Below are 24,043 nucleotides of genomic sequence, written 5' to 3' on the forward strand. Positions count from 1 at the left end.
CGATGGGAAACTGGTTCGAGCCTGCCGAAATCGGCTCCGACGCCCCGCTGCGGCTGTTCCTGTTCCCGCACGCGGGAAGCGGCGGCGCGATCTACCGCAACTGGGGCGGCCTGCTCATCCCCGACTTCGCCCAGCAGATCGTGTCGCTGCCCGGCCGGGAGAAGCGGATGGGCGAGGACGCGTTCACCGAGATCGAGCCGCTGGTCGACGCGCTGTACGAGGCGATGCTGGACGAGCTGGACGACCGGCCGTACGCGTTCTTCGGGCACTGCCTCGGCGCGCAACTCGCCTACCGGGTCGCGGTGTCGATGCGCCGGGGCGGCGAGCGCGGCCCCATCCTGATCGGCGCGTCCGGCTGGTCGCCGGAGGGGTTCCAGCAGGCCACCTATGAGCAGAGCCAGATGCCCGAGCCGGACATGATCGAGTGGATGAAGACCCTGGGCTCCTTCCCCGATGAGGTCTACGGCGACCCGCAGGTGCTGGCGATGATCATTCCGGCGCTGCGGGCGGATCTGGCGGTGGTCTCGACCTATGTCGATGACGCCGCCGAGGTGGACGTGCCGCTGGTGTCCTACAGCGGCAAGTCCGACCCGCTGATGTCGCCCGGCGCGATGGCCTCCTGGCAGACCCGCACCACGGAGTACCTGGGCAACAGCGAGTTCACCGGGGACCACTTCTACATCGACAACCCCGACCACGCCGTCGCGGTGACCGCGGACCTCACCCGGCACCTGACCCGACGCCTGGCTGTCGTGTGACCGGGGCGGAGTTGCTGCTCGCCCAGCTTCCGTTCGCGCGGATGCTGGGCGTGCGGCTCGTCGTGGCGACCCGCGAAGAGGTGCGGGCCGAGCTGGACTGGTCGCCGGAGCGGTGCACGGTGAAGTCGGTGATGCACGGCGGCGCGCTCATGGGCCTGGCCGACACCGTGGGCGGCGTGCTGGCGTACCTGAACCTGCCTGCAGGCGCGCAGACCTCGACGGTGGAGTCGAAGACGAACTTCCTGCGCGCCGTGCGGTCCGGGACCGTCACCGCGCTCGCCCGCCCGCTGCACGTGGGCGCCCAGTTCATCGTCGCCCAGACCGACCTGCTCGACGACACGGGCACGCTCGCCGCCCGGACGACGCAGACCCAGGCCGTCCTCCCGGCCCGCTGAAGACACTCTTCTGAGTGCTGTAAGAACCCTGACACGTGCCTGTACGCTGACAGGACCCTGACACCCCGCTGACGTCGCGGGCCGGTTACCCGTCAGGTAATCGCTTTCCGGCGGCGGACCCGCCACAGTTGTCCCACGCGCTACCGAAGGAGATACCGTGACCACGACCGCACACGGCGCCTCGCGCCTGTCCGACAGCAGCGCCGCGGCCACGCCCGCCGTGACCCTGCTCCGCCGCTTCCTCGCGCTCGACGCCGTCGTCACCACCGGCAACGGCCTGCTGTACCTGGCGTTCTCGACGTGGGCGGGCGACCTGCTCGGCGTGTCCCCCACGGCCCTGGTCGGCATCGGCGCGTTCCTGACCGTCTTCGGCCTCGGCGTCGCCGCGCTCGCCATGAGCAAGAACCCCGCGCGCGGCGGCACGACGTTCGTCATCGACGCGAACTTCCTGTGGGCGGCGGCCAGCGTCGTGGTCGCGCTGTTCGGCCTGATGGGCGCCAACACGATCGGCACCGTCTGGACGATCATGCAGGCGGGCACCGTCGCCGGTTTCGCCGCGCTGCAGCTGTTCGCCCTGACGAAGCTCAAGAGCGCCGAGTAAGTCTTCCCCCGCGCAAGGCCGCCGTCGCTTCGACGGCGGCCTTCCAGGATCTAGCGTCCTAAATGGATAGACAACGCGATAGTTGACCTGCGCTTTTGGTTCTTGTTCGTTCCTGGCGGTCTGGTTTGGTTGCGGTTGGAGTTGCGTTTGCATTGGTGATGGGGGTCAGCCGTCGGCGAACAGTGCCGTACCGATGCGGGCGGCTGCGTCGCGATGGGCTGCTGAGGCGACGTGGGTGTACCGCTGTGTGTCACGTAGGTCGGTGTGCCCAAGGATCTCTTGGACCACGCGGACGTTGACGCCTTGCTCGATGAGCAGGGTTGCGGCGGTATGGCGTCCGTCGTGAAGCCGGCCGGGGCGCACGCCTGCGGCGGCGAGTAGGTCGGTCCACTCGTTGTGGTCGTCACGGCGGTGGATGGGTGTTCCGTCCGGTCTGCTGAACACGAGATCGTGGTCCTTCCAGGCGGTGCCTGCGGCCATGCGTTCGCGGCGCTGGGCGGCGCGGTGCTGTTTGAGGATGGTGACGAGTTCGGGGGCTAGCGCGAAGGTGCGGCGGCGCTTGCCCTTGGGTTGGCGGAACACGGGTCCGCCGCTGCGCTGGGGGCAGGTCGAGGCGTGGGCGGCGCAGTCGACGGGGCAGGGTTTCGGGCAGGGGTGCTTACGGTGCCGGGTGCAGTCCTTGGGGCACTTGGGGCGGTGGCGGCGGGCTCCGCAGGCGTGGGGGTCGTCGCAGCCGTGTGCGTAGCGCTGGTGTTGGAGTTGCCACCACACCCGGACTTCCCCGGTGTCGAGGTCAAGGTAGGACCACCGAAGTCCGAGCACTTCGCCTTGTCGGAGTCCTGCGGACAGGCCCACCGACCAGCGAGCGCTATTGCGTCGGCCGCGTGCGGCGGCCAGGATCGCGCGGGCTTCCTTCTGACTGTAGGGCTGGATCTCCTTTTCGATGAGTTTGGGAAGATCGATGAGCTGGGCGACGTTGCGCGTGACTTTGCGGCGTTTCATTGCGGAATTGAAAAAATGGTAGACAAGCTGGTGGGCTTGGATCATGTAATTGACCGACCGACCCGCTTTGATCATGGCCGCGTAGAGCGCGTCCAAGTATTCGGGTTCGAGCTGGTCGATTCGGTGGTTCCCGATATGAGGAATGATCCAAGCTCGGGAGAGTGTCCAGTATTTGTCCACCGAGATCGGCGCGATGGATTGCGGCGCGATCGTGTCGAGAAACGTCGTGATCCATTCGCGCATGGTGGGCGGACGTCCGGGGCGCTTGACGTTGCCCGCGTCGCGTTCCTGTTCCAGCTTCTGAACCTTGGCGGTCACCTCAGCTTCGGTCTTCCCGGTCCGGTGCCGCCGGTCGGGCTTGCCGTCCGGCTTGACGCCCATAGTGACGTAGCCGTGCCACCGCCCCTGGGCGTCCTCGTAGATGGACGATCTGCCGTTCGGTTTACGCGCGCTCATCCGGCCTTTCCTTTCGTTCCCGCCGGGAGGAATCCCCGGGCTCGTGCTTCTTTGACCCAGCGGCGGACGGTGGCAACCGGAACCCCGGATTCCTCCGCTATCACGGCCGATGGCCGTTTGCTCTCCGTCGCGGCCATGATGTAGACCTGTGCGAATTGAGAATAGAACGCTCGCGGGTCTTTCCCGTCCGGGCGCATCATGACCGGACGGGAAACCGGAGGAATGCCAGTTCGGGGCACCGAGTCTTTGAGATCGAGAAATGAATCTGTTTCCTGGGTGTAGAACTGACGACCCATCAACATGTGCAGGTCGCGCACATCGGGTGACGATTCGGGCTTGCGGAGCTTGCCGACTTCCGCGCGGAGCATGTTGAAAAGCGCTTCCACGGTCGACAATTGGACGCCGCGCATCATCGCGGGCGTGACCTGGTCGGCGTGTAGGTACAGGTCCGTCACGACCATGCGCCCGTCGCGTTCAGCCATGCGCACGTGCAACCCCGCGCCGTCCGGCCCTTCCATGGACACCCAACCAAGGTTCGGTGTGTTCTCGCTCATAGCGTCACATCGCTTTCGTTCACCCGAGTCCGCTCATGTCCGCGAACCACGCCGCTCAACTTAGCCTACTTGATTGGCCGCCGTCGAGGTGCTACCTCTGGGGTTCGCCCAACTGGGCGAACTTGGTCGGACAGGAGAGGTGCGGGACGAACATGCAAGGACAGGTGTTGTTGACGCCGGAGCAGGCAGCGGAGCGGTTGGGGTTGGGTCGGACGACGGTGTACGCATTGATCGGTTCGGCCGAGTTGGAGTCGGTGAAGATCGGTCGGTCGCGTCGGGTGCCGGTCGATGCGGTGGCCGCGTATGTGGAGCGGTTGCGCCAGGCGCAGGTGTGGGGGCGCGCGTGAGCCGCCCGGAAAGCGACGTGGTGTTCGGGGTGCTCGAACTCCGGATGTCCGATGTGGACGCCTCCGGTGTCGGGCGTGGGTATGGGGCGGTCCCGCCCGGTGTGCGGGTCCGGGTTCGCCTCGATGACGCCCGGTGGGTCGAGGGCGACCGGTTGACGGTGCTGGCGGATGTGTGTTTCGGGGCGGGCGCGGTGGAGGTAGTCGGCACCGACGCGGGGGCGGTGGCCGATGTGGTGGGCCACCTGCGGCGCGCGCACTCCCAGTTCCGGGCGGCCGAGGTCGAGGCGGCCCGTCTGGTCGCCGGGTTCGCGTCGTGGGGTGCGGTATGAGCACGGGGAAGCCGGGCCGGTCCACCGCGAACTTGTCTGTTGTGGACGACGGGGCGGTCGGTGGTCGCCGGGTCCGGCTGACGGAGGTGTCCAAGGTTCCGATGCGCGCAGTCCGCTGGCTCTGGGACGGGCGGGTCCCGGCCGGGGCGTTGACGTTGATTCCCGGTAGGGAGGGGATCGGCAAAAGTCAGTTCGCGTGTTGGCTGACGGCGCAGGTGACGCGGGGGATGCTGCCGGGCGTGTTCAACGGGCAGTCCCGCTCGGTGGTCTACGCGGCGTCGGAGGACTCGTGGGCGCACACTGTCGCGCCGCGACTGTCCGCTTCGGGCGCGGACCTGGACCTGGTATACCGGGCCGATGTGGTGACCGGCGGCATGGTGACCGGTATGAGCCTGCCCCGCGACTGCGAGGAGTTGGGCGCGGAAATCACGCGGTTGGGGGCGGGCCTGGTCGTGCTCGACCCGTTGTTGTCGGTGATCGCGTCCACTATCGACACCCACCGAGACCGGGAACTTCGGATCGCGCTGGAACCGTTGGTGCGGATGGCAGACGACACCGGATGTGCCATCGTGGGGTTGGCGCACTTCAACAAGTCGGTCAGTGCCGACCCGCTGACCCTGATCACCGGAAGCCGCGCGTTCTCCGCTGTCGCGCGGGCGGTCCTCGCGGTCGCCCGTGACGAGGACGACCCGGACCGGGCCTGCGTGATCTCCCAAGCCAAGAACAATTTGGGCAGCCTCGACGTCCCTTCCTTGCGCTACCGCATCGACGCGGCTTCCGTGTCCACTGAGGACGGACCGGCAGAGGTCGGGCGGTTGGTGATGTTGGGGGAGACCACCCGCAGCGTCGCCGACATCCTCGCCGAGACCGACACCGACCCCGACGCCCGGTTCGAGCGCGACGACGCGGCCACCTGGCTACGGGACTACCTGATCGAGCACCACGGCACCGCGCAGGCCGGGGACGTGATCAAAGCCGCCCGCGCCGACGGCATCGCCGAAGCCACCCTCAAACGCGCCCGTAAGCGCGTCGGTGTGACCAGCACCCGACGCGGGTTCGGCCAAGGCGCGGTGTGGTCGCTCGACCCTCCCCCCGGCCCGTCCGGATCACATCCGGCTCAACCGTCCCAGGACCCGAAACCCTGATCCGATTGAGCCGAATGAACCGACGTGATCCCAATGGGCACCGTCGCGTTCGGATCACCACAGCCTCATTCAGGCCAATCAGCTCATTGCCAATGGCCCTCACAGCAGTGATCCCGATTGATCCGAACACCAAGATCCTAAGTGGAGTCATCATCCGATGACTCCACTCTCCCGGCCCGAATCCTGAGAGGACCTGGGATGACCGACACGACAAAGCAGTTCGCGCCCTGCCGGGGCGGCTGTGGCGCGAGTGCGCCCCGGTGGCCGGACACCGGGAACCCCTCGTTCTGCCCCGCCTGTTGGATGCTCGCGGAACTCCGCAGACGCTCCGGACTCGCGCCACTGCCCGATGGCCACTACCCGACCACACGAGAGCGAGGAACGCCATGACCGAGACACCACCGTTCAGTGACCCCGACCCGACCGCCCACGCCACCGCCACCGGCACCGGCACCGGCACCGGCACCGGACCATCCCAGATGGACACCGATTCCGCTGTGGCGCCGCCCGAGATCGACGCTCCACAAGAGACCGACACCGGACCGGACACCACCACCGGAACCGGGCGGGGGAACGCGGAAGCCGCGAAGTACCGTCGGCAGTTGCGCGCCGCCGAGACCGAACGCGACCAACTCGCCGGAGTCGTGGAAGGGCTGCAACGCGCCGAAGTCGAGAGGATCGCCGCGACCAGGCTGGACGTCGCGGCCGACGTGTGGCGGTTCGGTGCCGAACTGTCCGAACTCGTCACCGACACCGGTGTGATCGACACCGCCAAAGTGGACGACGTGCTCCGAGGAATCCTCGACCAACGCCCCAGCATGGCCGCCCGACGCAGGCCCCAGCCCGACCCGTCGCAAGGGGCCGGACGCACCCACAGTGTCCCGACATGGGCGCAGGCCCTGAAAAGTTGATCCACCACGAACCGTGGTGAACACGTAAACCGTTGCGGCACAATAGAAAACAGGCACCCGGCACGCTAGAATGCTCCCATCGGAGGGACTGGCGGGCCGGGTGCCCGTATGTCCACATCCGACGAGACCTAAGCCCCAGGAGGGCTACCCGTCCACCGGCCAGGAGCCGAACGGGAATCCCCTATCCCTCCCACCCAATTGGGGCTTCCACTCGTGCTCACCACCGCAAGCGCGGGCGTGGGCGGCATCCTGCCACCCTCGTTCGCCCAACTCGTCATCCGGCCCGTTCAGGCCGCGTCCGTGGCCTTCCAGATCGCCACAGAGGACACCACCACCAGCAACGTCTTCTACATCCCCATCGTGGCCACCGACCCCGTGGCCGCGTGGGTCGCCGAAGGCCAGGAGATCAACCCCACGGACGCGGTGCTCGACCAGATCCCCGTCCGACCATCCAAAGTGGCCGGTCTGTCCGTCATCACCCGAGAACTCGCCAACGACTCGAACCCGGCCGCCGCGAACATCGTCGGCCAAGGACTCGCCCGCGACATAGCCCGCCGTGTTGATGAGGCGTTCTTCGGCAAACTCGCCGAACCCGCACCGTCCGGACTGGACAGCCTCACCGCAGTGACCACCGTCGCAGCGGGCGCGACATGGGCCAACCTCGACCCGTTCGCCGAAGCGATCAGCAAAGCCGAACAAGTCGGCGCGATCCTCACCGGGTTCGCCGCGAACCCCACGGACGCGCTCGCCCTGTCCAAGCTCAAAGAACACACCACCTCCAACCGGCCGCTACTCGGAGTCGACCCGGCCGCCCCCACCGTCCGCAGGCTCCAAGGGGTCCCTCTGCTCGTCTCCCCCGCCGTGACCCAAGGAACCGTCTGGGGCATCCCCCGCGACCGCGTCCACCTCGTCCGCCGCGAAGCGGTAGAGCTGGCCGTAGACCACTCCGCCTACTTCACCAGCGACCGCGTGGCCCTCCGCGCCACCATGCGCGTCGGCTTCGGCTTCCCCCACCAGACCGCCATCATCCGCATCAAGATCGGCACCTGACCGAAAAGCTTCGCCCGACGGCGAAGCTTTTCACGCGACCGGGACACAGACCGCTAAATCCGCCCGACGGCGGATTTAGCGACCCGACCAGGCGGACACCTACCCTCCCTGAAAAGGTGTGCCCGATGGCACATCTTTTCACGGTCGGACGGGCTGGCTTACACGATTCAGACCCGCCTGACGGCGGACCCGACGACACGCGGCCAAGATCTCAAAAGGTGCGCCATATGGCGCACCTTTTCACGGTTGGGAGATCAGCCGTTCAAATCCGCCATATGGCGCATTTGACCCACGTCACACCACCGCGCGCTACCCCCAGGGGGGTGACCCCTCAGCAACACGGCCAGGCACAAGCCGGTGAGGCCCACCCGTGCCCCGCCAAGTTTCCGACCCGCCCCACCGAACCCCACCACACCACCACACACCACCGCAGACACCCGACCAGCCACGCCCGGAAACCCAGTCACCACGGCGGCATCCGTGAGCGTCACTATCGAGCACCCGCACACACCCATTCAGCTCACCACATGATCCGAATGAACCGAACGAACAAACACGCAGGTCAGCCCGGCTGCTCGAAAACGCAGCTTCCGGACCGACCCGCGCTCTGCCGACTGGCTGACTACTGACGTCCCATCGGGGCAAACACGCAGGTCGGCCCGAGGACGCGAAATGTGCGTCTCCGGCTTCGTGACGCTGTCTCTACCATTCCTCCGTCGCGTAGTTGTCGCCCAAGACGGTGCGAACCCAAGTCGTTGCCCACTCGGCTTCCCGGTGTTCGTCGGGCATAGCGGCCAGTCCGGCCAAGACTTCTCGCGCCCCCTGTTTTTGTTGCCCTGTCAACCACAGAACGCGTCCCCGATGTAGACCCCACAGACCTTCTGTGTACCAGTAGCCAGACTCCGGCGGTTCCTCATCGCTGGCGGCTTCGGCAGCTCGATCTGCGACGATCAGCGCGTGTTGAGCGGCAAGTGATTCCTTGGCAGCGGCGAGAATCCTCGCGCGCTGGTACAGATCATAAACCCTGAGCAGCGGATGAACTCCCTGAACGGCCAAGGAACGATCTGCCAAGGTGGCCGCGTCGGTGGTACGGCCATTGATGAGTGCCGCGTAAGCCTTGAAACTCAAGCCGTGCACGAGGCGGTCGGGACTGTTCGACTCAGCGGCAAGGGATATCGCGTCATTCAGGCTTTTGTCGGCTGCTGTCATGTTGCCCGTGGCAAGCTCCAACGACCCTCGATACTGGTTGATCTCGCTGGCGAGTGCGGCTGTCTGCTGACTGAGGTCGGAACCTGCGCTCAGCGTGAGCGCGACACCGAACTGAGCAAGCCCTTGGACGGCAGGCAGAACCGCGCTTGCGCTGGTGGCATCTTCCAGACGCCTTGTCGCGCCGAGAATGGTTGCCGTGTCCGCCAAGCTTCCCCGATCGACACGATGGGGCGCTATGGCCGTCGCCGCAAGCCGTTCCACATCAATACCTAGCGCTTGTTCGTAGGCCCGGACATGTTCCGGTCGAACCGCGCGCTTCCCAGTCTCCAACATCCCAAGCAAGGGCTTGGAATAGTGGGTCCTCCCCGCAAGCGCGGACAAGCTGACGCCAGCGGCCTCACGCGCCGCGCGTAGCAGTGCTCCCAGGTTGTTCACCACCGGCCCCCTTGTAGACGCATGTAGACGCGCACACCCTTCCCAGTCACTGACCGCAACCACGATGCTACTCGTTGCGGGACTCAAGCGACAGGAAGGACTCCGTTGTCAACAGTGGGGGATAGGCGACCTCGAACGCGCAAGCCACGGCTTGATAAGCGCCGGACGTGGGCGCACTCTACGCGTGATACCGCCGATCAAGACACTGTGATAGTTACCGTCGGGGTCTATCTGCCGCTGCTCTGGTCTTTGGATCGAAACGGCGTGGCCCTAGTGCGACCATACGTTCGGATTCATTGGGGGCATCGCGGTCGCGGCGGCGAAACGACTTCCCGGCCCATACTCAAAATTGCTTGATCCGCAACTGTCACGAACCCGGACGCCGCTATCTGGGGCGAACCGATCAACAGCAAGGAGTGTTCTCAATGTCAGGGCATATCGAACAAGCGGCAGGCGCTCTCAATGCGGCAAGCCAAGCCGTGCCGGTAGAGCATCTTGCGGCGGCGAGTGACCAGATTTCATCAACGGTGGTTGCGGCAATCCAACAGGCAGGCGGAACCGTGGGGCAGGAACTCACCCAGCTTGCACTTGCGGTCAAATCCGAAGTCGACACCAATGTGGGACGCCTTGTGGAACTGCGGCAGCAACTGGAGGCCGCCGCGATAGCGGTAATGCGTGGCGCTTGAAAATCGGGGGGCAGCGGCAGTGCCCACGCGCCGGTATCGTCCGAACCGGCCAAGGAGGACGCCCAGCCCGTAAAGTCGGCAACAACGACAACACGTCCTTACAAGACGGTCGCGGAGGAAGAAGGGACTATTCGTTCCTTCCACTCGTTCAGTGCCGCAAAACGCGCTCTCGGGCGGCGCGAGGGACACGAGTTACACCACATTGTCGAGAGATGTCAGGGTGCCAGGGGCGGCAAACCCGGCCGCAGTGAGTTCACAGAGGAAAGGATCAACACAACCGATAACCTCGTGTGGGTTCCAACAAAGATCCACAGGAAGATATCCGCGTTCTACTCCAGTAAAGCGCCCGGAACTGGCGCACCCTGGCGGGATGAGCTGAACGGGGTAACATGGGAACGGCAGTACAATTTCGGAGTGCGGTCACTGACTCGGATATGGAGGCAAGTAAGTGAGTGAAGCCGGTTTGTATCGGTTCCGAAATGCGGTACTACAGCATTGGCGGTGTATCGAAGTCGGCAACAACAAGGAAGCCGACGCCCATACAAGCATCGCGGATGAGATCGCACGCGATTGGGAATCCGCTGGCCAAACTCACAATGTCCTTGTGCCGCTACTCGCTGAGGCTGAACCTGTAGAAGTCCGGTGCGCGGCAGCAATTTACTTGCTTCACGTTGGATATGAAGACGAAGCACTGCCCGTGCTTGAGAGCCTCGCAGCCAATGACAGCATCGGTCTGGTGGCGTCGGCAGCCGAGTTGACCCTGTTGGGCTGGGAGAAGCGACAGGGCTAAGCCGACCGCTGTTTGAGACACACCAGCCAGCGAGCATCCCAGCTCGACTGACGAACAGGAAGGGCACCCGGCCGTTCGGCCGGGTGCCCTCCTGCTTTCCTGGTTGCAGTAGCGGTTGCAGTTCACCACCGTCTAGCCCGGATCACCAACGTTCACCAAGGCTGTGACCTGCACAGATGAACTACGGCGACCAGCCAAGACCTGGTTTCCCAGAAGGCGGCCTTCACGGCGTCCGGAGCCGGTCTGCGGTCACCTGGTCGGCGGGGAGGAAGGTCTCGATGGCCAACTCGGAGACGGTGACGTCCAACGGGGTGTTGAACGTGGTCGCCGTGGTGACGAACGACAGGATGGAGCCCTCGAACTCCAACTGGAACGGCAGTGCCACCGCCACTGTCGGCCCCGGGCCTTCCCCGGGCAGGCCGGGAACCAGCGGGTACGCGTTCACCTCGTCATACAGGTCGCGCAGAGCCTCCGACGGCCGGTTCGCGAGCTGCCGCTCCACCCGGTCGAGCAGATGCTCCCGCCACGCGGGGAAATCCACCACCCGCCGCGCCAACCCCTCAGGATGCAGCCCGACGCGGAGCAGGTTGAGCGGCGCAGCCAACAGGTGCTCCGCGACCCCGGCCAGCATGACGCGCCGCACCCCTTCGTTGGCGGCCACCACCTCGTAGGCTCCGTCGAACACCAGTGCGGGAAAAGGACTGTAGGCGTCGAGCAGACGTTCGATCCCCGCCCGGACGGTCGACATCTCGGGCGAGTCCAACGGCAGCTCGGAGTACACGGGCGCGTACCCAGCGGCCAACAGCAGCGCGTTGCGGTGACGAACCGGAACATCCAGCTGCTCAGCCAGCTTGATGACCATCGCCTGACTGGGCTTGCTCCGCCCGTTCTCCACAAAACTCAGGTGCCGCGCCGAGCTGTCCGCGGCCAACGCGAGATCGAGCTGGCTCATGCGGCGTCGTTCCCGCCACTGCCGCACCAGCGGCCCCACTCCTGCGGTCTCCATTGGTGCAGGCTACTTCCCTGGTATGCCTTGAGCTGCGCCCTGGGCTGGCTCTCGCGCCTTGCTCGATGGGATGGAGCAGAGCAACCCCACCCTCCAACCAGCCGAGCCGACCCCGTCAGGCACGGGATGGAACCGAGCGGCAACACAACCACACACCAAGCCGCACCCGGCCCTGCCAGGCGCTCGATGGGGTGGAGCAGCAAACCACTCCACCCCATCGAGTAGACCACCAAACCCAGCCCTCGCAGCAGCTTCCGAAAGGCCACCTCCAAGCGAACCCGAAGGCGGCCACCCGAGTCAGGACTTCACGTACTGCTCCACTTCCACACCGGTAGTGCGATCCCCAAGGGCCAACAGAACAGTCACCATCGCCGCGGTGCACACCGTGATGACAGTGAACAAGGCACCCGGACCATGGCCCGCGAGAACAGGCAGGAGAACGAACGGAATGGCGGCAGCGCTCAACCGTGAGAACGAGTACGCCATCCCCGCCGCCGTAGTGCGGATCTGCGTCGGATACTGCTCACCCAGATAAACATGCGACGCGTTGGCGAAGACGTTGCTCACCAACGTGTAGCCGATACCGCAAGCGACCAGCATGGGGACCGAGGCCGCGTAACCGAAGCCCAAACCGAAAGCGGCCATCGTCGTCGCCGACGCGGCCAGGAGGGTTTTGCGTTCAAAGCGGTCCATCAGGGGCACCGACAGCAGGGAGCCGATCGGGTAGCCGATGAACGAGATCGCCACGTAGCCCAGGCTCGCCACGATCCCATAGCCCTTGGCGGCCATCACCTGCGGCGCCAGGGTGCCGAAGCCGTAGTACGCGGTCACCGACAGGACGCTGAACGTCCACAGCACCAGGGTCCGCTTGCGGTACTCCCGGGCCAGGAGCGCGCCGATGCCGGGACGCTTGCTCTGGGGGACAACGGCGGTGGGGGTGTGGACGGGGCTGGGGACGCCTGCTTCGGCTTCCATGCGGCGGACCAGGGCGTCGGCCTCGGCGTCGCGGCCCTGGACCGACAGCCAGCGGGGGGATTCGATGAGTTCGCGGCGCAGCACCCACACGACCGCGGAGCCCAAAGCGCCCAGGACGAACAGGACGCGCCAGCCGTCGACGCCCATGACGGTCTGCGGGGCCAGCCACAGGGCGGCGAAACCGACAGCAGGCACGCCGCAGAAACCGGCCGTGTAGGCCCAGGCCAGGTAGCGGCCGCGCTTGTTCGCGGGGAGCATTTCGGCCAAGTAGCTGTCGGACAGGGCGTTTTCGGCGCCGATGCCGACGCCCGCGAGGAAGCGGGTGGCGATGAGCCACAACGCGTTGGGGGAGAACGCGCCCAGCAGGGTGAAGAACGAGTAGACGCCCAGATTCAGCATGAACACGGCGCGCCTGCCGTAGCGGTCGGCGAACCTGCCGAGCACGATCGAGCCGACGAACTGGCCGACGAACGCGGACGCCAGCACCAGCTTGAGTTCGGTGCCGCCGAAGGCGAAGTCCGCCTGCAGCACCTTGGCGATCGTGCCCGACAGGTTGCTGTCGAAGAAGTCGAAGAACAGCCCGATGCCGACCACGAGGGTCAGGTGCCGGTGGGTTCTGCCGACCGGCAGCCGTTCCATCCGGTCACCGATGGTCGTGGCCCCGTCTCGGGGTGGGGCAAGGGTTTCCGACATCACTTGTCTCCGTTCGGCCCGGGGAGCGGAGAAGCGCGGGGCCGCGGCGGGGCAAGCCAGACCTGGCCTCTCCGTGGCGTTCAGGTGTCCAGGGAGGCCAAGTGTGTCCGGGTGGTCTGATCGGTGGCTGACACCGGATTGACCTGGGTGGATCACCAGCGGGGCATGAGTTCCGGGCAGCACAGGGTGTCGGGAACCGGCTCGGTGTCCACGTCGCCGCCGAGCGGCCCGAGGCCGTCGAGCGGCGGCGTTGGCGCCGCGTCCGGGTCGGCGCTGTGGGTCGTGGTTTCCCCGTTTACTCGGTGATACCGGCGAAGCGGACGAACATCCGCTCCGGGCCGCGCAGGTTGACGTGCGGACGGTACGTCAGCAGGCCCTCGTCCAGCTCGGGGGACTCGACCCGGCGGGCGAACTCGGCCAGCGCGATCGAGGCTTCCAGCCGGGCCAGTCCGGCGCCGACGCAGAAGTGCGGGCCCGCGGCGAAGGCGAGGTGGTGGTTTCCGGTGCGGCGCAGGTCGAAGCGGTCGGGGTCGGCGAACGCGGCCGGGTCGCGGTTGGCTGCGGCGAGCAGCAGCATGATCACGCCGTCGGCGGGGACGGGCACCCCGTCGATGTCCATGTCGCGGCGGGCCACGCGGGTGACCATCTGGGCCGGGGTGTCGTAGCGCAGCACCTCGTCGACCGCGGCGTTGGCGAGGTCTGGGTGCTCGCGCAGCGCCTGGAGCTGGTCGGGGTGGCGCAGCAGGGCGAGCACGCCGTTGGCGATGAGGTTCGCGGTCGACTCGTAGCCGCCGACGAGCAGCAGCGCGCAGGTGGCCAGCAGCTCGGCTTCGGAAAGCGCCTCGCCCTCCAGCTGGACCAGGCGCGAGAGCAGGTCGTCGCCGGGGCGTTCGCGGCGGAACGCGACCAGATCGGCGAAGTAGAGCCGAAAACCTTCCTTGGCGAGCTCGATGTCGGCGATCACCACCGGGTCGCCCATGTCGGTGGCCGGGTCGAGGCCGCGCACCAGCCGGTGCGACCAGTCCTGCAGGATGTCGTGGTCGCGGGCGGGCACGCCCAGCAGCTCGTTGATGATCGCCACCGGCAGCACGGCCGCGAGCTGGGAGACGACCTCGATGGCGTTGGCCTCGCCCGCCTTGTCCAACTGCTCGCGCACGATCGCGCGCACCCTCGGCTCCAGCCCGGCGACGACGCGCGGGGTGAACGCCCGCGACACCAGGCCGCGCAGCCGGGTGTGGTCGGGGGCGTCCATCGACAGGAACGAGTCGGCGGGCACCTCGTCGGGGGTGTCGCCGAAGGTCGCGCCGAGCAGGGAGCGCCGCCGGTCGCTGCTCACCGCGGGGTCGCGCAGCACAGCGGCGCAGTTGCGGTAGTCGCCGACCACGACCAGCGCGCCGCCGAGCTCCGCGCGCGGCGTGGCGCGCAGGCTCGCCAGGACCGGGTACGGGTCCGGGCGGTTGGCCGGGTCGAAGAGAGTCGCGAGAGAGGGTTCCGCCGTGACGGTCATGGTCACCACTTTGCTTCCGTAGTTGTTTCAGGTCAAGCGTTCCCGGTCTGTCGCTCGGGTGCTGTCACAGGTTTCGCTACGGTATCAGTGTTCTGCTACTTATCAAGATACTCCAAACGCGGCGTCCGAATGACGCGCCGCTGACCCGTGGTCACCAGCCCGGGGAAGTCACGATTTCCAGCACGGCGGCGGCGAAATTGAAGCCAACCCCGACGCCGAAGACCAACACGAGATCGCCGACGGCCACGTCGCCGCGCGCGAGCAGGAAGTCCAGGCCCGCGAACTGGTCGCCCGCGCCGAGATGGCCCACCGCGCGGCCGAACTCCCACACCGACTGCGCCTCGGTGAAACCCAGCGCGTGGTAATTCTCCGCCTGTCCGCCGCCGCGGTGGATGAACGGCAGGACCGCGCGGGCGATCCGGTCTTGGTCGACGCCCGCGTCACTGAGCACCTGGTCGCGGGTCTTGAGCATCGCCGCCTCGATCCGCTCCCAGCCGCCCGCGGCCGCCGGGGTCCGCGAATGCCGCAAAAGCCTGCGCAGCACCGGAACCGGCGCCTCCGCGCCCGGGGCGAACCGGAACGGCTCGCCGCCGCGGCCGAAGCCCTCCAGCGAGTTGTCCGCGTGCGCGGCGGTGGCGAGCACCCGGGCGACGCCGCCGCGGGTGGACAGGGCGATGGCGGTGCCGCCGTCGCCGAAAAGCGTGTACATCTGCGAGTTCCACCGGTCGAACGCGGGCGCGGCGAAGGCGTCGCCGGTGGTGAGCAGGGCCGTGGTCCCGAACCCGCTTTCCAGATACGCGGTGGCCATGTGGAATGCGGCCATGCCACCGCACGAGCGCTGCTGCAAGTCCATCGACACCGCCTGCGCGCCAACGGTCTCGTTCGCGACGTAGCTCGCGGTGCCCCACATGTCCAGGCCCTGGAACCACAGACTGCTGTGCAGCAGCAGTTCGTACTCCGCGGCGGCGATGCCCGACCGCGCGACCGCGACCCGGCCTGCCGCGACCGCCATTTCCGGGCCCGCGACGCCGTCGGCGACGGCGATCGAGTCGTAGCCCAAGCCGGTGTGCGGGTCGTCCACGAGACCGGCCGCCTCCGCGTCGGCCACGTCGACGGCGGGCGGCAGCGCGGTCGCGGTGCTCGCGACGAAGATATCTTTCGTGCAGCGCACGGTCATCACCTCTCGCTCGGTCGAGAATCCGGCTTGGGGGTTGGGTTTGGTCCGTTCGCGCACAATGTCAATGCCGCCGCTGATAGCGCCTTGACCGCGCGCTGACGGTGATGCGCCGCTGTTCGGCAATACCGCGTACGCCGTCAGAGCACCGTCAGGCCGGTGTCAGGGCGCGCCGGTTGACTGCGCGCACCACAGGGCCTGAGCAGGGAGGCGGACGCCGTGGCGACGCACGCGGAACCGGTGTCCGAAACCGTTTCGGCGCCCGCTTCTCCAGCCCGCTGGGGAATGCTGTTGGTGCTGCTTTCCTGTGATTTCATGGTCACGCTCGACTTCTTCGTCGCCAATGTGGCGATTCCCTCGATCCAGCGCGATCTCGGCGCGGGCCACGCGCAGGTCCAGTTCGTCGTCGTCGGCTACGGCCTGGCCTACGCGGCGGGCTTGATCACCTGGGGCAGGCTCGGCGACATCCACGGCCGCAGACGGCTGTTCGCGCTCGGCCTCGGCCTGTTCACCGCCGCCTCGGTCGCCTGCGGCCTCGCGCCGACGGCGCCGCTGCTTGTCCTCGCCCGGGTCGCGCAGGGACTGGCCGCGGGCCTGATGGCCCCGCAGGTCCTGGCCATTCTCGGCACCGGTTTCACCGGCGCACGCCGGGCCAGGGTGTTCGCGATCGCGGGCCTGAGCAAGGGCGTCGCCGCGGTGTTCGGCCAGCTGATCGGCGGTTTGCTGATCGCGGCGGACGCGGGCGGTCTCGGCTGGCGGCTGTGTTTCCTGGTCAACCTTCCGATCGGCGTCGCCGCGCTGGCGATGACCCCGCGCGCGGTGCCGGAGTCCCGCTCGGGCGGGTCGACCCGGCTCGACGGCCGCGGCGCGGTCCTGGTCGCGCTGGGCCTGGTCGCCTTGGTCCTGCCGTTGGTCGAGGGCCGTGAGCGCGGCTGGCCTGTCTGGTCGTGGGTGAGCCTGGCTCTCGCGGCGGCGCTGCTCGCGTTGTGCGTGGCGCGACAGCGGCGGCTGACCGCGCTTGGCGGCACACCGTTGGTCGACGTAAATCTGTTCCGGGACAACGCTTTCACTTTCGGCGCCGTCATCACGACCCTGTTCTACGCCGCCATGGGCGCTTTCCTGCTCGTGCTCGCGGTGTACCTACAGGACGGTCTAGGTCTGAGCCCGGTGGAGTCCGGCCTGCTCTACACCGTCATCGGCGCGGGCTTCTTCGCGATGACCCTGTGCGGCCCGGCGATCTTCGCCCGCATCGGGTCGAGGCTCGTCGTGCTGGGCGCCCTCGTGCTGGCCGCGGGGTGGGCCGCGCTGGCGCTCACCGCGACCGCGGGCGTGCTGGCCCTGCTCCCGGCGCTGCTGGCCTGCGGGCTGGGCATGGGCATGGTGATGAGCCAGCTGACCGCGCTCACCATCGCCGCGGTGCCCGCCCGGCGCGCGGGCGCGGCGTCTGGGGTGCTCAACACCGCCGTGCAGGTCGGCAGCGCGGTCGGCGTCGCGCTGGTCGGCATCGTCTTCTACGGCTCCCTGAGCGGGGGCTACCCGGGCGCGCTGGCGGCGAGCCTGGTCGGCATGGTCGCGCTCGGCCTCGTTCTCGCCGCGCTGGCGCGGCGGCTGCCCCATCCGTCCACCGCAACTGACAAGTGAGGTCGCACCCCATGACGGAAATCCACGCGGCGAAAGTCTACGACGAGGCACGGCAGCCGCATCTGCGGGCGGTGCTGTCGCGGATGAGCGCGGAGGCCGAGAAGCTGACCTGGCCGCTGGAGAAGCTGCACGAGTTGCGCGACGAGCGGCTGCGCGCGCTGGTGCGCCACGCCAAGGAAAACTCGCCCTGGCACCGGGAACGGCTCGCCGACGTCGAGGTGGAAGGCCTCACCGGGGACGACATCCGGCACCTGCCCACGATGAACAAGGCCGACGTGATGGCCAACTGGGACGAGATCGTCACCGACAAGCGGCTCACCATCAAGGTGGCGCAGGCGCATCTGGACAAGGTCACCGAGCACGGCCCCGAGTACCTGTTCGACGAGTTCCACATCGTCACGACCGGCGGCTCCTCCGGCCTCACCGGACTGTTCCCGTGGGACTTCGACGGCTGGCTTGAGGCGGGCCTCGGCTCGTGGCGGCTGATGCCGTGGGTGGTCAAGAACCTCGACCTGTCCCCGCCGCGCGGCGCGTTCGTCGGCGCCGCGCACGCCTCGCACATGTCCGACGCCATCCGGGCCACCTTCGACACCGGCGACGCGAGCTGCAAGGTGCCGGTCACGCTGCCGCTCAACGACATCGTCGACGCGCTGAACGCCTTTCAGCCCAACCAGATCCTGGCGTACCCGTCGATTCTGTGGCGGCTGGCGCTTGAGCAGCAGGAGGGGCGGCTCGACATCAAGCCCGAGGTGATGCTGGGCGGCGCGGAGCCGCTGTTGCCGCACATGCGCGAGACGATCGAGACCGCGTTCGGCGCCCCGGTGGTCGACTTCTACGGCACCTCGGAGACCTGGATGCTGGCCAGTTCCATGCCCGGCCGCCCGGAGCTGCACCTGGGGGAGGACTTGGCCGTCTACGAGCCGGTCGACGCCGAGCACGCCCCGGTCCCGCCGGGCGTGCCCGCGGCGAAACTGCTGGTGACCAACGTGATCAACAAGGTGTTCCCGCTGATCCGCTACGAGATCGCCGACGAGGTGCTGTTCCTGGACGAGCCCAACCCGGGGCCGTGGACGGGCCGCCGGATCGCTCCGGTGTCCGGCCGCCACGACGACGTGTTCGAGTACCCGGACGGCGTTTACGTGCACCCGTACGTGTTCTGGACGCCGCTGTGGGACTCCCGGATCGCCCAGTACCAGGTGCGCCAGACCGCGGACGGCGCGGACATCACCGTGGAGCTGCGCGAACCGTGCGATCTCGCCCCGATCCGGGCGGCGCTGGTGGCCGCCATGCGGGAGGCGGGCCACCCGGGTCCGGTGGTCGGCATCGCCGCGGTGGACCGCATTCCGCGCAACCCGGTCTCCGGCAAAATCAAGTCCTTTGTGTTCCTTCCAAAGGGACGGTGAGCTGACTCACGCTTCGGTTTCGTCGAAGGCGGTGACGACGCGGCGCAGATAGTCCCGGAGTTGGCGGCGCTCGCTGGGGCGCAGGGCCGCGGCCAGCCGCTCGTCGGCGGACTTGGTCAGCAGCTCGGCCTTGCGCAGCAGCGCCCAGCCATCGCCGCTCAGCTTTGTCAGCAGAACCCGCTCGTGCACCTGCGACGGGCTGCGCTCGACCAGGTTGCGGGCGGCGAGCTTCGCCAGGATCGCGGCCATGCTCTGCGGGGTGACCAGGCAGAGCCGGGCGAGGTGCGCACCGGACAGATCGGGCGAATCGGCCAGGACGAGCAGGGTGGTGTACTGGCGCACGGTGAGGTTGGTCTCGCGCAGCAGTTCCGCGGTCGCGCCGGACAGGGCGTGGTCGGCGCCGCGGATCGTCGCGGCGATCTCGTGGATGCCCACCTGCTGGTCTCGGCTGGGGAATCCGGCTGGCACGTGTCCCCCTAGTGCGTCAGGCGGCCATGGCGATCCTGGCCCGGGCGAGATCGCGCAAATAGTAGCAGAGGTCTCGCAGGTATCAGTACTCGTATACAGATGGCCGCCGGTAACGAAACCGGCCGCACCCTGCTGGGGTGCGGCCGGTTGCCCGTGTCTGGCGCGGTTTACTCGTCCACCAAGACCTTGATCGCGCGTTCCAGCAGTTCGGTGAGCGTTCGGCGCTCGTCGTCGGTGAACTCCGCGGAGAGCCGCTCCTCGACCGCGTGCGCCTTGACGTCCGCGCGCTTGAGCAGCGCGCTGCCCGCGCGGGTGAGCTTGGTGACGAACACCTTCTGGTGCACGCTCGACGGGCTGCGGGTGATCAGCCCCTTGGCTTCGAGGTTGGCCAGCACGGTCGCCATCGTCTGCGGGGTGACCGCGCAGATGCGGGCGAGTTGCGCGCCCGACGCGCCGGGCAGGTAGGACAGCACGAGCAGGCCGCTGTACTGCGGGACGGTCAGCTCGAACGGGCGGAGGGCGGCGCTCTTGGCCGACATGAGGGCCTGCTCGGCGCGCTTGATCACATGGCCGGGGCGCCGGGCGATCTCCGCCTCCAGGCCTGCCATGCCAGAACGTGTAGTCAAGTCAGCCTCCTGTGGTGCAATCGAACCATGATATGCCCGCTGCCGTGGCATGACAAACGAGCGACGGCAAGTCGACTGCGTTGAACCGTTCGGCGGACAGGGTTCAGCCTAGCCCCAAAGGGCAGTGCGCAAGGTGTTCCCCTGGCGGCTGCTGTCCGGGTAAGGTCCCTCACTTGAGTAAGGAAACTGATACGGCTCCCCGTCGACAGTGGTTGCCGGGCAACCGAAGGAAGCTCATGACCGGTCAGTCGGAGTCGGCCGCCGCGGCCAGCGAGCTGCCCGTTCTCGTCGTGGGAGCGGGCCCGGTCGGCCTCACCGCCGCCGCGGAGTTGCTGCGCGCGAACATCCCGGTCCGCTGTGTCGACGCGGCCGAGGGGCCGTACCAGCACAGCCGGTCGCTGGCCGCGTGGCCGCGGCTGCTGGAGATCCTGCGTGGGCTCGGCGTCGACCTGCGCGATCCGGCGCTGGGCCACCCGTGCGGCGGCCTGCGCTACTTCTCGGCCAACCGCCCGGTGCTGTCGCTGGACTTCCGCGCGCACACCCGCCCGATGATCGTCGGCCAGCCCGCGATCGAGCGGGCGCTGCTCGCCGCGCTCACCAACCGCGGCGGCTCGGTGCGGTGGCGCACCCGGCTGGTCGGACTGGAGCAGAGCGAGCACCGCGTGCGGGCCCGATTATCCGGGCCGGACGGCGGGACCGAGTGCGCCGAGTTCGCCTATGTCGTCGGAGCCGACGGCGCGGGCAGCACGGTTCGCAAACTGCTCGGCATCCCGTTCGACGGCGTCACCTACCCGATCGACTTCCTGCTCGCCGACGTCCGCCTCCACGGCGAGAACCGCGTCCTGGACGCGGACAAGGCCTACTACTTCGTCTCGGATCACGGCATCCTGGCCCTCATCGGTATGCCGCACGGGCGTTTCCGCGTGTTCACCTCCGCGCCGCCCGGCCTCGGCCGCGCCGAGTTCGGCGCCGACCCGGACGGCGCCCTGGCTGTGGTCCAGCGGCTGCTCGACGAGCGCGGCCCCGGCGGGCTCACCGCGACCGAACCAGTGTGGTGCAGCGCTTTCGCCGTGCACGCCCGCCACGCGGGCCGGATGCGCGCGGGCCGGGTCTTCCTGGCGGGCGACGCCGCGCACGTGCACAGCCCGGCGGGCGGGCAGGGGCTCAACACCGGCGTCGGCGACGCGCACAACCTGGCCTGGAAGCTGGCCATGGTCTGGCGCGGTGGGGCCGCGCCCGCGCTGCTGGACACCTACGAGCCGGAGCGCCGCGCCGCGGTGGCCGCCGTGGTGCGCGACGCGGACCTGCAGACCAAGGCGTGGCTGCTGCGCAACCGCGGCCTGCGGGTCGCGCGCGACCTCGCCGCCCGCGCCGTCTCGGCCATCCGGCTCGCCGATATCGGCTACCTGCCCCGGCTCGCGGGCCTGCGGGTGCGCTACCCGACCGACGCGCGCCCGCGCGACGCCCGCCGGTCGCCGTACCGGCCAGGCGCGCTGGCGCCCGCGTGGCCGGTGCTGGTGGACGGGACCGCCGTACCGCTGCGGGAAGCGCTGGACCCGGGCCGTTTCACGCTGCTGATCGACCGCCGCGGGCGCGTGCCCGGCCCGGCGTTGCGCGAGTTGGCCGATCGCGTCGCCGCCGAGTGGTCGAGCGCGGTCGACGTCCGCACGCTGTACGACGGAGAACTCCGAAGCGGGCTGTCCGAACAGGACGATAGGCGCGGCGGTCGGCTTGCGACGCTGGTGTTGATCCGCCCGGATCACTATGTGCTGGACCGGGTCGCGGAACGGCACGCGCACGTCCTGCGGAAACGACTGGAAACGCTGCTGTACCGGGAAAACGGCCGTCCGGTCGAGCCCGGCAGGCCGGTGCTCCGCTAGCCGCCGGACCTCCTGGCGTCATTGCCGCGTCAGTATTTCGTCAGTGCTCAACGATTTGTTAATCATTGTGCTCGGTCAATGTCATGAATACTGGCGGCGCTGCGGCCGAACGCCCGAAACGCTGCGCCTTTTGGCGGGAAGGTCCGATGTTAAACATTCCCAAGACCGCCGCTTATCGCGTCCAATGGCACGTTCTCGACGTCGCTCGGAACGCGAAAATCGTTACGCTCCAACGTATTCAGGTATTCATCAGGTATAGTGGTCCAGTCCTTGACTTCGCGAGTGGATAGTAGCCATCATGCTGTTGGGGATAACACGCCCGCTGTTGACTTTGAGTTCTAATGAGAGTCAGCACATTGGTACTCGGCTCGCCTGGACGACACCGCTCAGCACGTGACAAGGGGACAACCATGGACGCAGAGCTCCTCGACACCACCTACCTGGTGGGTGACCGGTTCGCCGCCTTCGCGACGAAGGACCGCGTCGAGACCGTGAACCGGTTCATCGGCAACGTGCGCAGCGGGTTATGCGACGGTTTAGCCGAGCCGGTCAGACTCGTGGCGGGCCAGGGAGTGGACGAGTCGGACTGGGACACCGTCCGCGCCGAGCTGTCGCGGCGCGGACTGCTCGACCGGTTCCTGCTCCCCACCCGCCTGCCCGCCGTAGTCCCCGCCGCCGACGTGCACAAGCGCCGCGATGAGAACGTCCTGCTCGCCGACGTCGAGCGCCGCGGCCCGACGACCCTCGCCGCCCGGCTGCGCCTGTCCGACCGCAACGAGCTGGTCACCGACCACGTGACCGGCCAGCACCTGTCCGGCATGGTGGTCATCGAGGCCGGTCGGCAGTCCATCTTGGCCGCCACCAAGGCTTTCGTGTTCACCGCCAGCGCCGAGTCCGCCAGCGCCAAGTCCAACCTTGCCGAGCCCGCCGTTGCCGAGTCCGACTTCGCCATGGTGCTGGGCTCGCTGAACGTGGCCTTCGAGCGCTATGTGTTCCCGATCGCCGCCGAGCTGGTGGTCGAGCTGGTCAAGCTCGCGACCTCCAAGCCCGCGCGGATGGAGTTCACCGCCGAGGTCGTGGTGACCCAGTGCGGCGAGGTCGCCGCCCGCCTGGCCGCCGAGTTCCAGATCGTGCGCGCCCGCGGCCTGGCCCGCCAAGAGGAAACGCTGGCTGGGCGGGCGATCGAGGCGCACGCCGCCGCGGAACGCGACCACGGCCCGGTTTCCCCGCCCGCGGCGACGCGCGTGTGCGCGAGCACGGCAGGCCTGCGCTCGCCCGCGCGGGTCGGCTTGAGCTCCTGAGCCGATGGGCGCCCGCGGCGCGGCGTTCTTCGACGTCGACGAAACCCTGATCACGCTCAACAGCTGCATCGACTTCCTCGACCACCGGATGCACCGCTCGCGCGATCCCCGCGTCAGCGCGTGGCGGCTGCTCGCCCCGGTCGTCGGCCTGGACCGCGTGGAGGCGAACCGCGCCTACTTCCGGCTCTACGCCGGGCTTTCCGTCGCCTCCGTCGCCGCGCAGGGGCGGGCGTGGTTCGCCGAGGTCCGCGACCGGCTGTTCCACCAGCCGGTGCTGGCCGAGTTGCGCGCGCACAGCGCCCGCGGCGCCCGGATCGTGCTGGTGTCCGGGGCGTTTCCCGCGTGCCTTGACCCGATCGCCGCCGCGGTCGGCGCGGCGGACGTGCTCTGCTCGCTGCCAGTCGTGGCAGACGGCCGCTACACCGGGGAAACCGAGCGCACGATGATCGGCGCGGCGAAGGCCACCGCGGCGCGGGCATACCTTGCCGCGCACGCGATCGCCGCGGCCGACTGCCACGCGTACGGGGACCACGCCTCCGACCTGCCGATGCTCGACACCGTCGGGACGCCGGTCGTGGTCGGGGCCGACCCGGTGCTGTCCCCGCTCGCGGTGCGGCGCGGCTGGCGCGCGCTGCCTGGCCCCGCGCCGTACCGCGAGACCGTCGCCCACCACCTATCCGCGGGAGCACCACTGCCATGAC

At 68.1% G+C, this 24,043-nt stretch carries 24 protein-coding genes; 15 read left to right on the forward strand and 9 right to left on the reverse strand.

Annotated elements, in window-relative coordinates:
* Positions 1–2 precede the first annotated feature (2 nt).
* From BLS56_RS17450 to BLS56_RS17460, 3 genes are all read left to right on the forward strand, one after another.
* A complete protein-coding gene (locus tag BLS56_RS17450; RefSeq protein WP_091451866.1) occupies positions 3–758 on the forward strand; it encodes a thioesterase II family protein in 756 nt (251 codons plus the stop codon).
* A 41-nt stretch (positions 759–799) separates the two neighbouring features.
* Positions 800–1,153, forward strand: coding sequence for a PaaI family thioesterase (locus BLS56_RS17455; protein ID WP_091452411.1), 354 nt, complete (start codon positions 800–802; stop codon positions 1,151–1,153).
* 157 nt (positions 1,154–1,310) lie between these two features.
* A complete protein-coding gene (locus BLS56_RS17460; RefSeq protein WP_228771721.1) occupies positions 1,311–1,754 on the forward strand; it encodes a hypothetical protein in 444 nt (147 codons plus the stop codon).
* Positions 1,755–1,919: 165 nt separating this feature from the next.
* On the opposite strand, the gene BLS56_RS32900 is transcribed toward BLS56_RS17460, so the two are convergent.
* Both BLS56_RS32900 and BLS56_RS17470 read right to left on the reverse strand, forming a co-directional pair.
* Entirely contained in the window at positions 1,920–3,212 is a 1,293-nt protein-coding gene (locus BLS56_RS32900; RefSeq protein WP_324187526.1) for a tyrosine-type recombinase/integrase, read from the reverse strand.
* On the reverse strand, positions 3,209–3,766 hold the full coding sequence (locus BLS56_RS17470; RefSeq protein ID WP_139190777.1) for a hypothetical protein: 558 nt from the start codon (positions 3,764–3,766) through the stop codon (positions 3,209–3,211). Before BLS56_RS17470 ends, BLS56_RS32900 begins: the two co-directional genes overlap by 4 nt.
* A 152-nt stretch (positions 3,767–3,918) precedes the next feature.
* Between BLS56_RS17470 and BLS56_RS17475 the strand changes: the two genes are divergently transcribed.
* From BLS56_RS17475 to BLS56_RS17495, 5 genes are all read left to right on the forward strand, one after another.
* Entirely contained in the window at positions 3,919–4,113 is a 195-nt protein-coding gene (locus BLS56_RS17475) for a helix-turn-helix domain-containing protein (protein ID WP_091451871.1), read from the forward strand.
* Positions 4,110–4,442, forward strand: a complete 333-nt coding sequence (locus BLS56_RS17480) for a hypothetical protein (protein WP_139190779.1) — start codon at positions 4,110–4,112, stop codon at positions 4,440–4,442. The genes BLS56_RS17475 and BLS56_RS17480 overlap by 4 nt, the downstream gene beginning before the upstream one ends.
* Positions 4,443–4,543: 101 nt before the next feature.
* On the forward strand, positions 4,544–5,587 hold the full coding sequence (locus tag BLS56_RS17485; RefSeq protein WP_228771722.1) for an AAA family ATPase: 1,044 nt from the start codon (positions 4,544–4,546) through the stop codon (positions 5,585–5,587).
* Between the two features lie 386 nt (positions 5,588–5,973).
* Positions 5,974–6,498, forward strand: a complete 525-nt coding sequence (locus BLS56_RS17490; RefSeq protein WP_091451877.1) for a hypothetical protein — start codon at positions 5,974–5,976, stop codon at positions 6,496–6,498.
* A gap of 213 nt (positions 6,499–6,711) precedes the next feature.
* Complete coding sequence (locus tag BLS56_RS17495) at positions 6,712–7,548, forward strand: phage major capsid protein (protein ID WP_091452422.1); 837 nt, start codon at positions 6,712–6,714, stop codon at positions 7,546–7,548.
* A gap of 702 nt (positions 7,549–8,250) precedes the next feature.
* On the opposite strand, the gene BLS56_RS17500 is transcribed toward BLS56_RS17495, so the two are convergent.
* A complete protein-coding gene (locus BLS56_RS17500; RefSeq protein ID WP_175482895.1) occupies positions 8,251–9,195 on the reverse strand; it encodes a helix-turn-helix domain-containing protein in 945 nt (314 codons plus the stop codon).
* A gap of 422 nt (positions 9,196–9,617) precedes the next feature.
* Between BLS56_RS17500 and BLS56_RS30690 the strand changes: the two genes are divergently transcribed.
* Positions 9,618–9,878: a hypothetical protein gene (locus BLS56_RS30690; protein WP_139190781.1), complete on the forward strand. Its 261-nt coding sequence runs from the start codon at positions 9,618–9,620 to the stop codon at positions 9,876–9,878.
* Between the two features lie 448 nt (positions 9,879–10,326).
* A complete protein-coding gene (locus tag BLS56_RS30695) occupies positions 10,327–10,668 on the forward strand; it encodes a hypothetical protein (RefSeq protein WP_139190783.1) in 342 nt (113 codons plus the stop codon).
* A 223-nt stretch (positions 10,669–10,891) separates the two neighbouring features.
* Here the strand turns inward: BLS56_RS30695 and BLS56_RS17505 are convergent, their stop codons facing one another.
* From BLS56_RS17505 to BLS56_RS17520, 4 genes are all read right to left on the reverse strand, one after another.
* Positions 10,892–11,674, reverse strand: a complete 783-nt coding sequence (locus BLS56_RS17505) for a helix-turn-helix domain-containing protein (protein ID WP_091451882.1) — start codon at positions 11,672–11,674, stop codon at positions 10,892–10,894.
* A gap of 297 nt (positions 11,675–11,971) precedes the next feature.
* Positions 11,972–13,342 carry an MFS transporter gene (locus BLS56_RS17510; RefSeq protein WP_091451885.1) on the reverse strand — a complete coding sequence of 457 codons (1,371 nt, stop codon included), beginning with the start codon at positions 13,340–13,342 and terminating at the stop codon, positions 11,972–11,974.
* 295 nt (positions 13,343–13,637) lie between these two features.
* Positions 13,638–14,849 (reverse strand): cytochrome P450, encoded by a 1,212-nt coding sequence (locus BLS56_RS17515; RefSeq protein WP_091452425.1) that lies wholly within the window; start codon positions 14,847–14,849, stop codon positions 13,638–13,640.
* 151 nt (positions 14,850–15,000) lie between these two features.
* On the reverse strand, positions 15,001–16,020 hold the full coding sequence (locus BLS56_RS17520; protein WP_091452427.1) for a ketoacyl-ACP synthase III family protein: 1,020 nt from the start codon (positions 16,018–16,020) through the stop codon (positions 15,001–15,003).
* Between the two features lie 222 nt (positions 16,021–16,242).
* Between BLS56_RS17520 and BLS56_RS17525 the strand changes: the two genes are divergently transcribed.
* Both BLS56_RS17525 and BLS56_RS17530 read left to right on the forward strand, forming a co-directional pair.
* Positions 16,243–17,664, forward strand: a complete 1,422-nt coding sequence (locus BLS56_RS17525) for an MFS transporter (RefSeq protein ID WP_228771723.1) — start codon at positions 16,243–16,245, stop codon at positions 17,662–17,664.
* A gap of 11 nt (positions 17,665–17,675) precedes the next feature.
* On the forward strand, positions 17,676–19,067 hold the full coding sequence (locus BLS56_RS17530; RefSeq protein WP_091451889.1) for a phenylacetate--CoA ligase family protein: 1,392 nt from the start codon (positions 17,676–17,678) through the stop codon (positions 19,065–19,067).
* 6 nt (positions 19,068–19,073) lie between these two features.
* Here BLS56_RS17530 and BLS56_RS17535 read toward each other — a convergent pair whose 3' ends face one another.
* Both BLS56_RS17535 and BLS56_RS17540 read right to left on the reverse strand, forming a co-directional pair.
* A complete protein-coding gene (locus tag BLS56_RS17535) occupies positions 19,074–19,535 on the reverse strand; it encodes a MarR family winged helix-turn-helix transcriptional regulator (protein ID WP_175482896.1) in 462 nt (153 codons plus the stop codon).
* 167 nt (positions 19,536–19,702) lie between these two features.
* Positions 19,703–20,161, reverse strand: coding sequence for a MarR family winged helix-turn-helix transcriptional regulator (locus BLS56_RS17540; protein WP_228771724.1), 459 nt, complete (start codon positions 20,159–20,161; stop codon positions 19,703–19,705).
* Positions 20,162–20,397: 236 nt separating this feature from the next.
* On the opposite strand from BLS56_RS17540, the gene BLS56_RS17545 reads away from it, so the two are divergent.
* From BLS56_RS17545 to BLS56_RS17555, 3 genes are all read left to right on the forward strand, one after another.
* Positions 20,398–22,041 carry an FAD-dependent monooxygenase gene (locus BLS56_RS17545; RefSeq protein WP_091451897.1) on the forward strand — a complete coding sequence of 548 codons (1,644 nt, stop codon included), beginning with the start codon at positions 20,398–20,400 and terminating at the stop codon, positions 22,039–22,041.
* 410 nt (positions 22,042–22,451) lie between these two features.
* Complete coding sequence (locus BLS56_RS17550) at positions 22,452–23,342, forward strand: AfsA-related hotdog domain-containing protein (RefSeq protein ID WP_175482897.1); 891 nt, start codon at positions 22,452–22,454, stop codon at positions 23,340–23,342.
* Between the two features lie 4 nt (positions 23,343–23,346).
* On the forward strand, positions 23,347–24,042 hold the full coding sequence (locus tag BLS56_RS17555; protein WP_091451901.1) for an HAD-IB family hydrolase: 696 nt from the start codon (positions 23,347–23,349) through the stop codon (positions 24,040–24,042).
* Position 24,043: the final 1 nt, after the last annotated feature.

Origin of the sequence: Actinokineospora iranica (assembly GCF_900101685.1) — a bacterium.
Classification (GTDB): Bacteria; Actinomycetota; Actinomycetes; order Mycobacteriales; family Pseudonocardiaceae; genus Actinokineospora; species Actinokineospora iranica.

What these genes read in the sequence shown, in the direction of transcription:
- BLS56_RS17450 (WP_091451866.1), top strand. Translation starts at nt 3, where the DNA reads ATGGGAAACTGGTTCGAGCCTGCCGAAATCGGCTCCGACGCCCCGCTG.
- BLS56_RS17455 (WP_091452411.1), top strand. Translation starts at nt 800, where the DNA reads ATGCTGGGCGTGCGGCTCGTCGTGGCGACCCGCGAAGAGGTGCGGGCC.
- BLS56_RS32900 (WP_324187526.1), bottom strand. Translation starts at nt 3,212, where the DNA reads ATGAGCGCGCGTAAACCGAACGGCAGATCGTCCATCTACGAGGACGCC.
- BLS56_RS17470 (WP_139190777.1), bottom strand. Translation starts at nt 3,766, where the DNA reads ATGAGCGAGAACACACCGAACCTTGGTTGGGTGTCCATGGAAGGGCCG.
- BLS56_RS17475 (WP_091451871.1), top strand. Translation starts at nt 3,919, where the DNA reads ATGCAAGGACAGGTGTTGTTGACGCCGGAGCAGGCAGCGGAGCGGTTG.
- BLS56_RS17485 (WP_228771722.1), top strand. Translation starts at nt 4,544, where the DNA reads ATGCGCGCAGTCCGCTGGCTCTGGGACGGGCGGGTCCCGGCCGGGGCG.
- BLS56_RS17490 (WP_091451877.1), top strand. Translation starts at nt 5,974, where the DNA reads ATGACCGAGACACCACCGTTCAGTGACCCCGACCCGACCGCCCACGCC.
- BLS56_RS30690 (WP_139190781.1), top strand. Translation starts at nt 9,618, where the DNA reads ATGTCAGGGCATATCGAACAAGCGGCAGGCGCTCTCAATGCGGCAAGC.
- BLS56_RS17505 (WP_091451882.1), bottom strand. Translation starts at nt 11,674, where the DNA reads ATGGAGACCGCAGGAGTGGGGCCGCTGGTGCGGCAGTGGCGGGAACGA.
- BLS56_RS17510 (WP_091451885.1), bottom strand. Translation starts at nt 13,342, where the DNA reads ATGTCGGAAACCCTTGCCCCACCCCGAGACGGGGCCACGACCATCGGT.
- BLS56_RS17515 (WP_091452425.1), bottom strand. Translation starts at nt 14,849, where the DNA reads ATGACCGTCACGGCGGAACCCTCTCTCGCGACTCTCTTCGACCCGGCC.
- BLS56_RS17530 (WP_091451889.1), top strand. Translation starts at nt 17,676, where the DNA reads ATGACGGAAATCCACGCGGCGAAAGTCTACGACGAGGCACGGCAGCCG.
- BLS56_RS17545 (WP_091451897.1), top strand. Translation starts at nt 20,398, where the DNA reads ATGACCGGTCAGTCGGAGTCGGCCGCCGCGGCCAGCGAGCTGCCCGTT.
- BLS56_RS17550 (WP_175482897.1), top strand. Translation starts at nt 22,452, where the DNA reads ATGGACGCAGAGCTCCTCGACACCACCTACCTGGTGGGTGACCGGTTC.
- BLS56_RS17555 (WP_091451901.1), top strand. Translation starts at nt 23,347, where the DNA reads ATGGGCGCCCGCGGCGCGGCGTTCTTCGACGTCGACGAAACCCTGATC.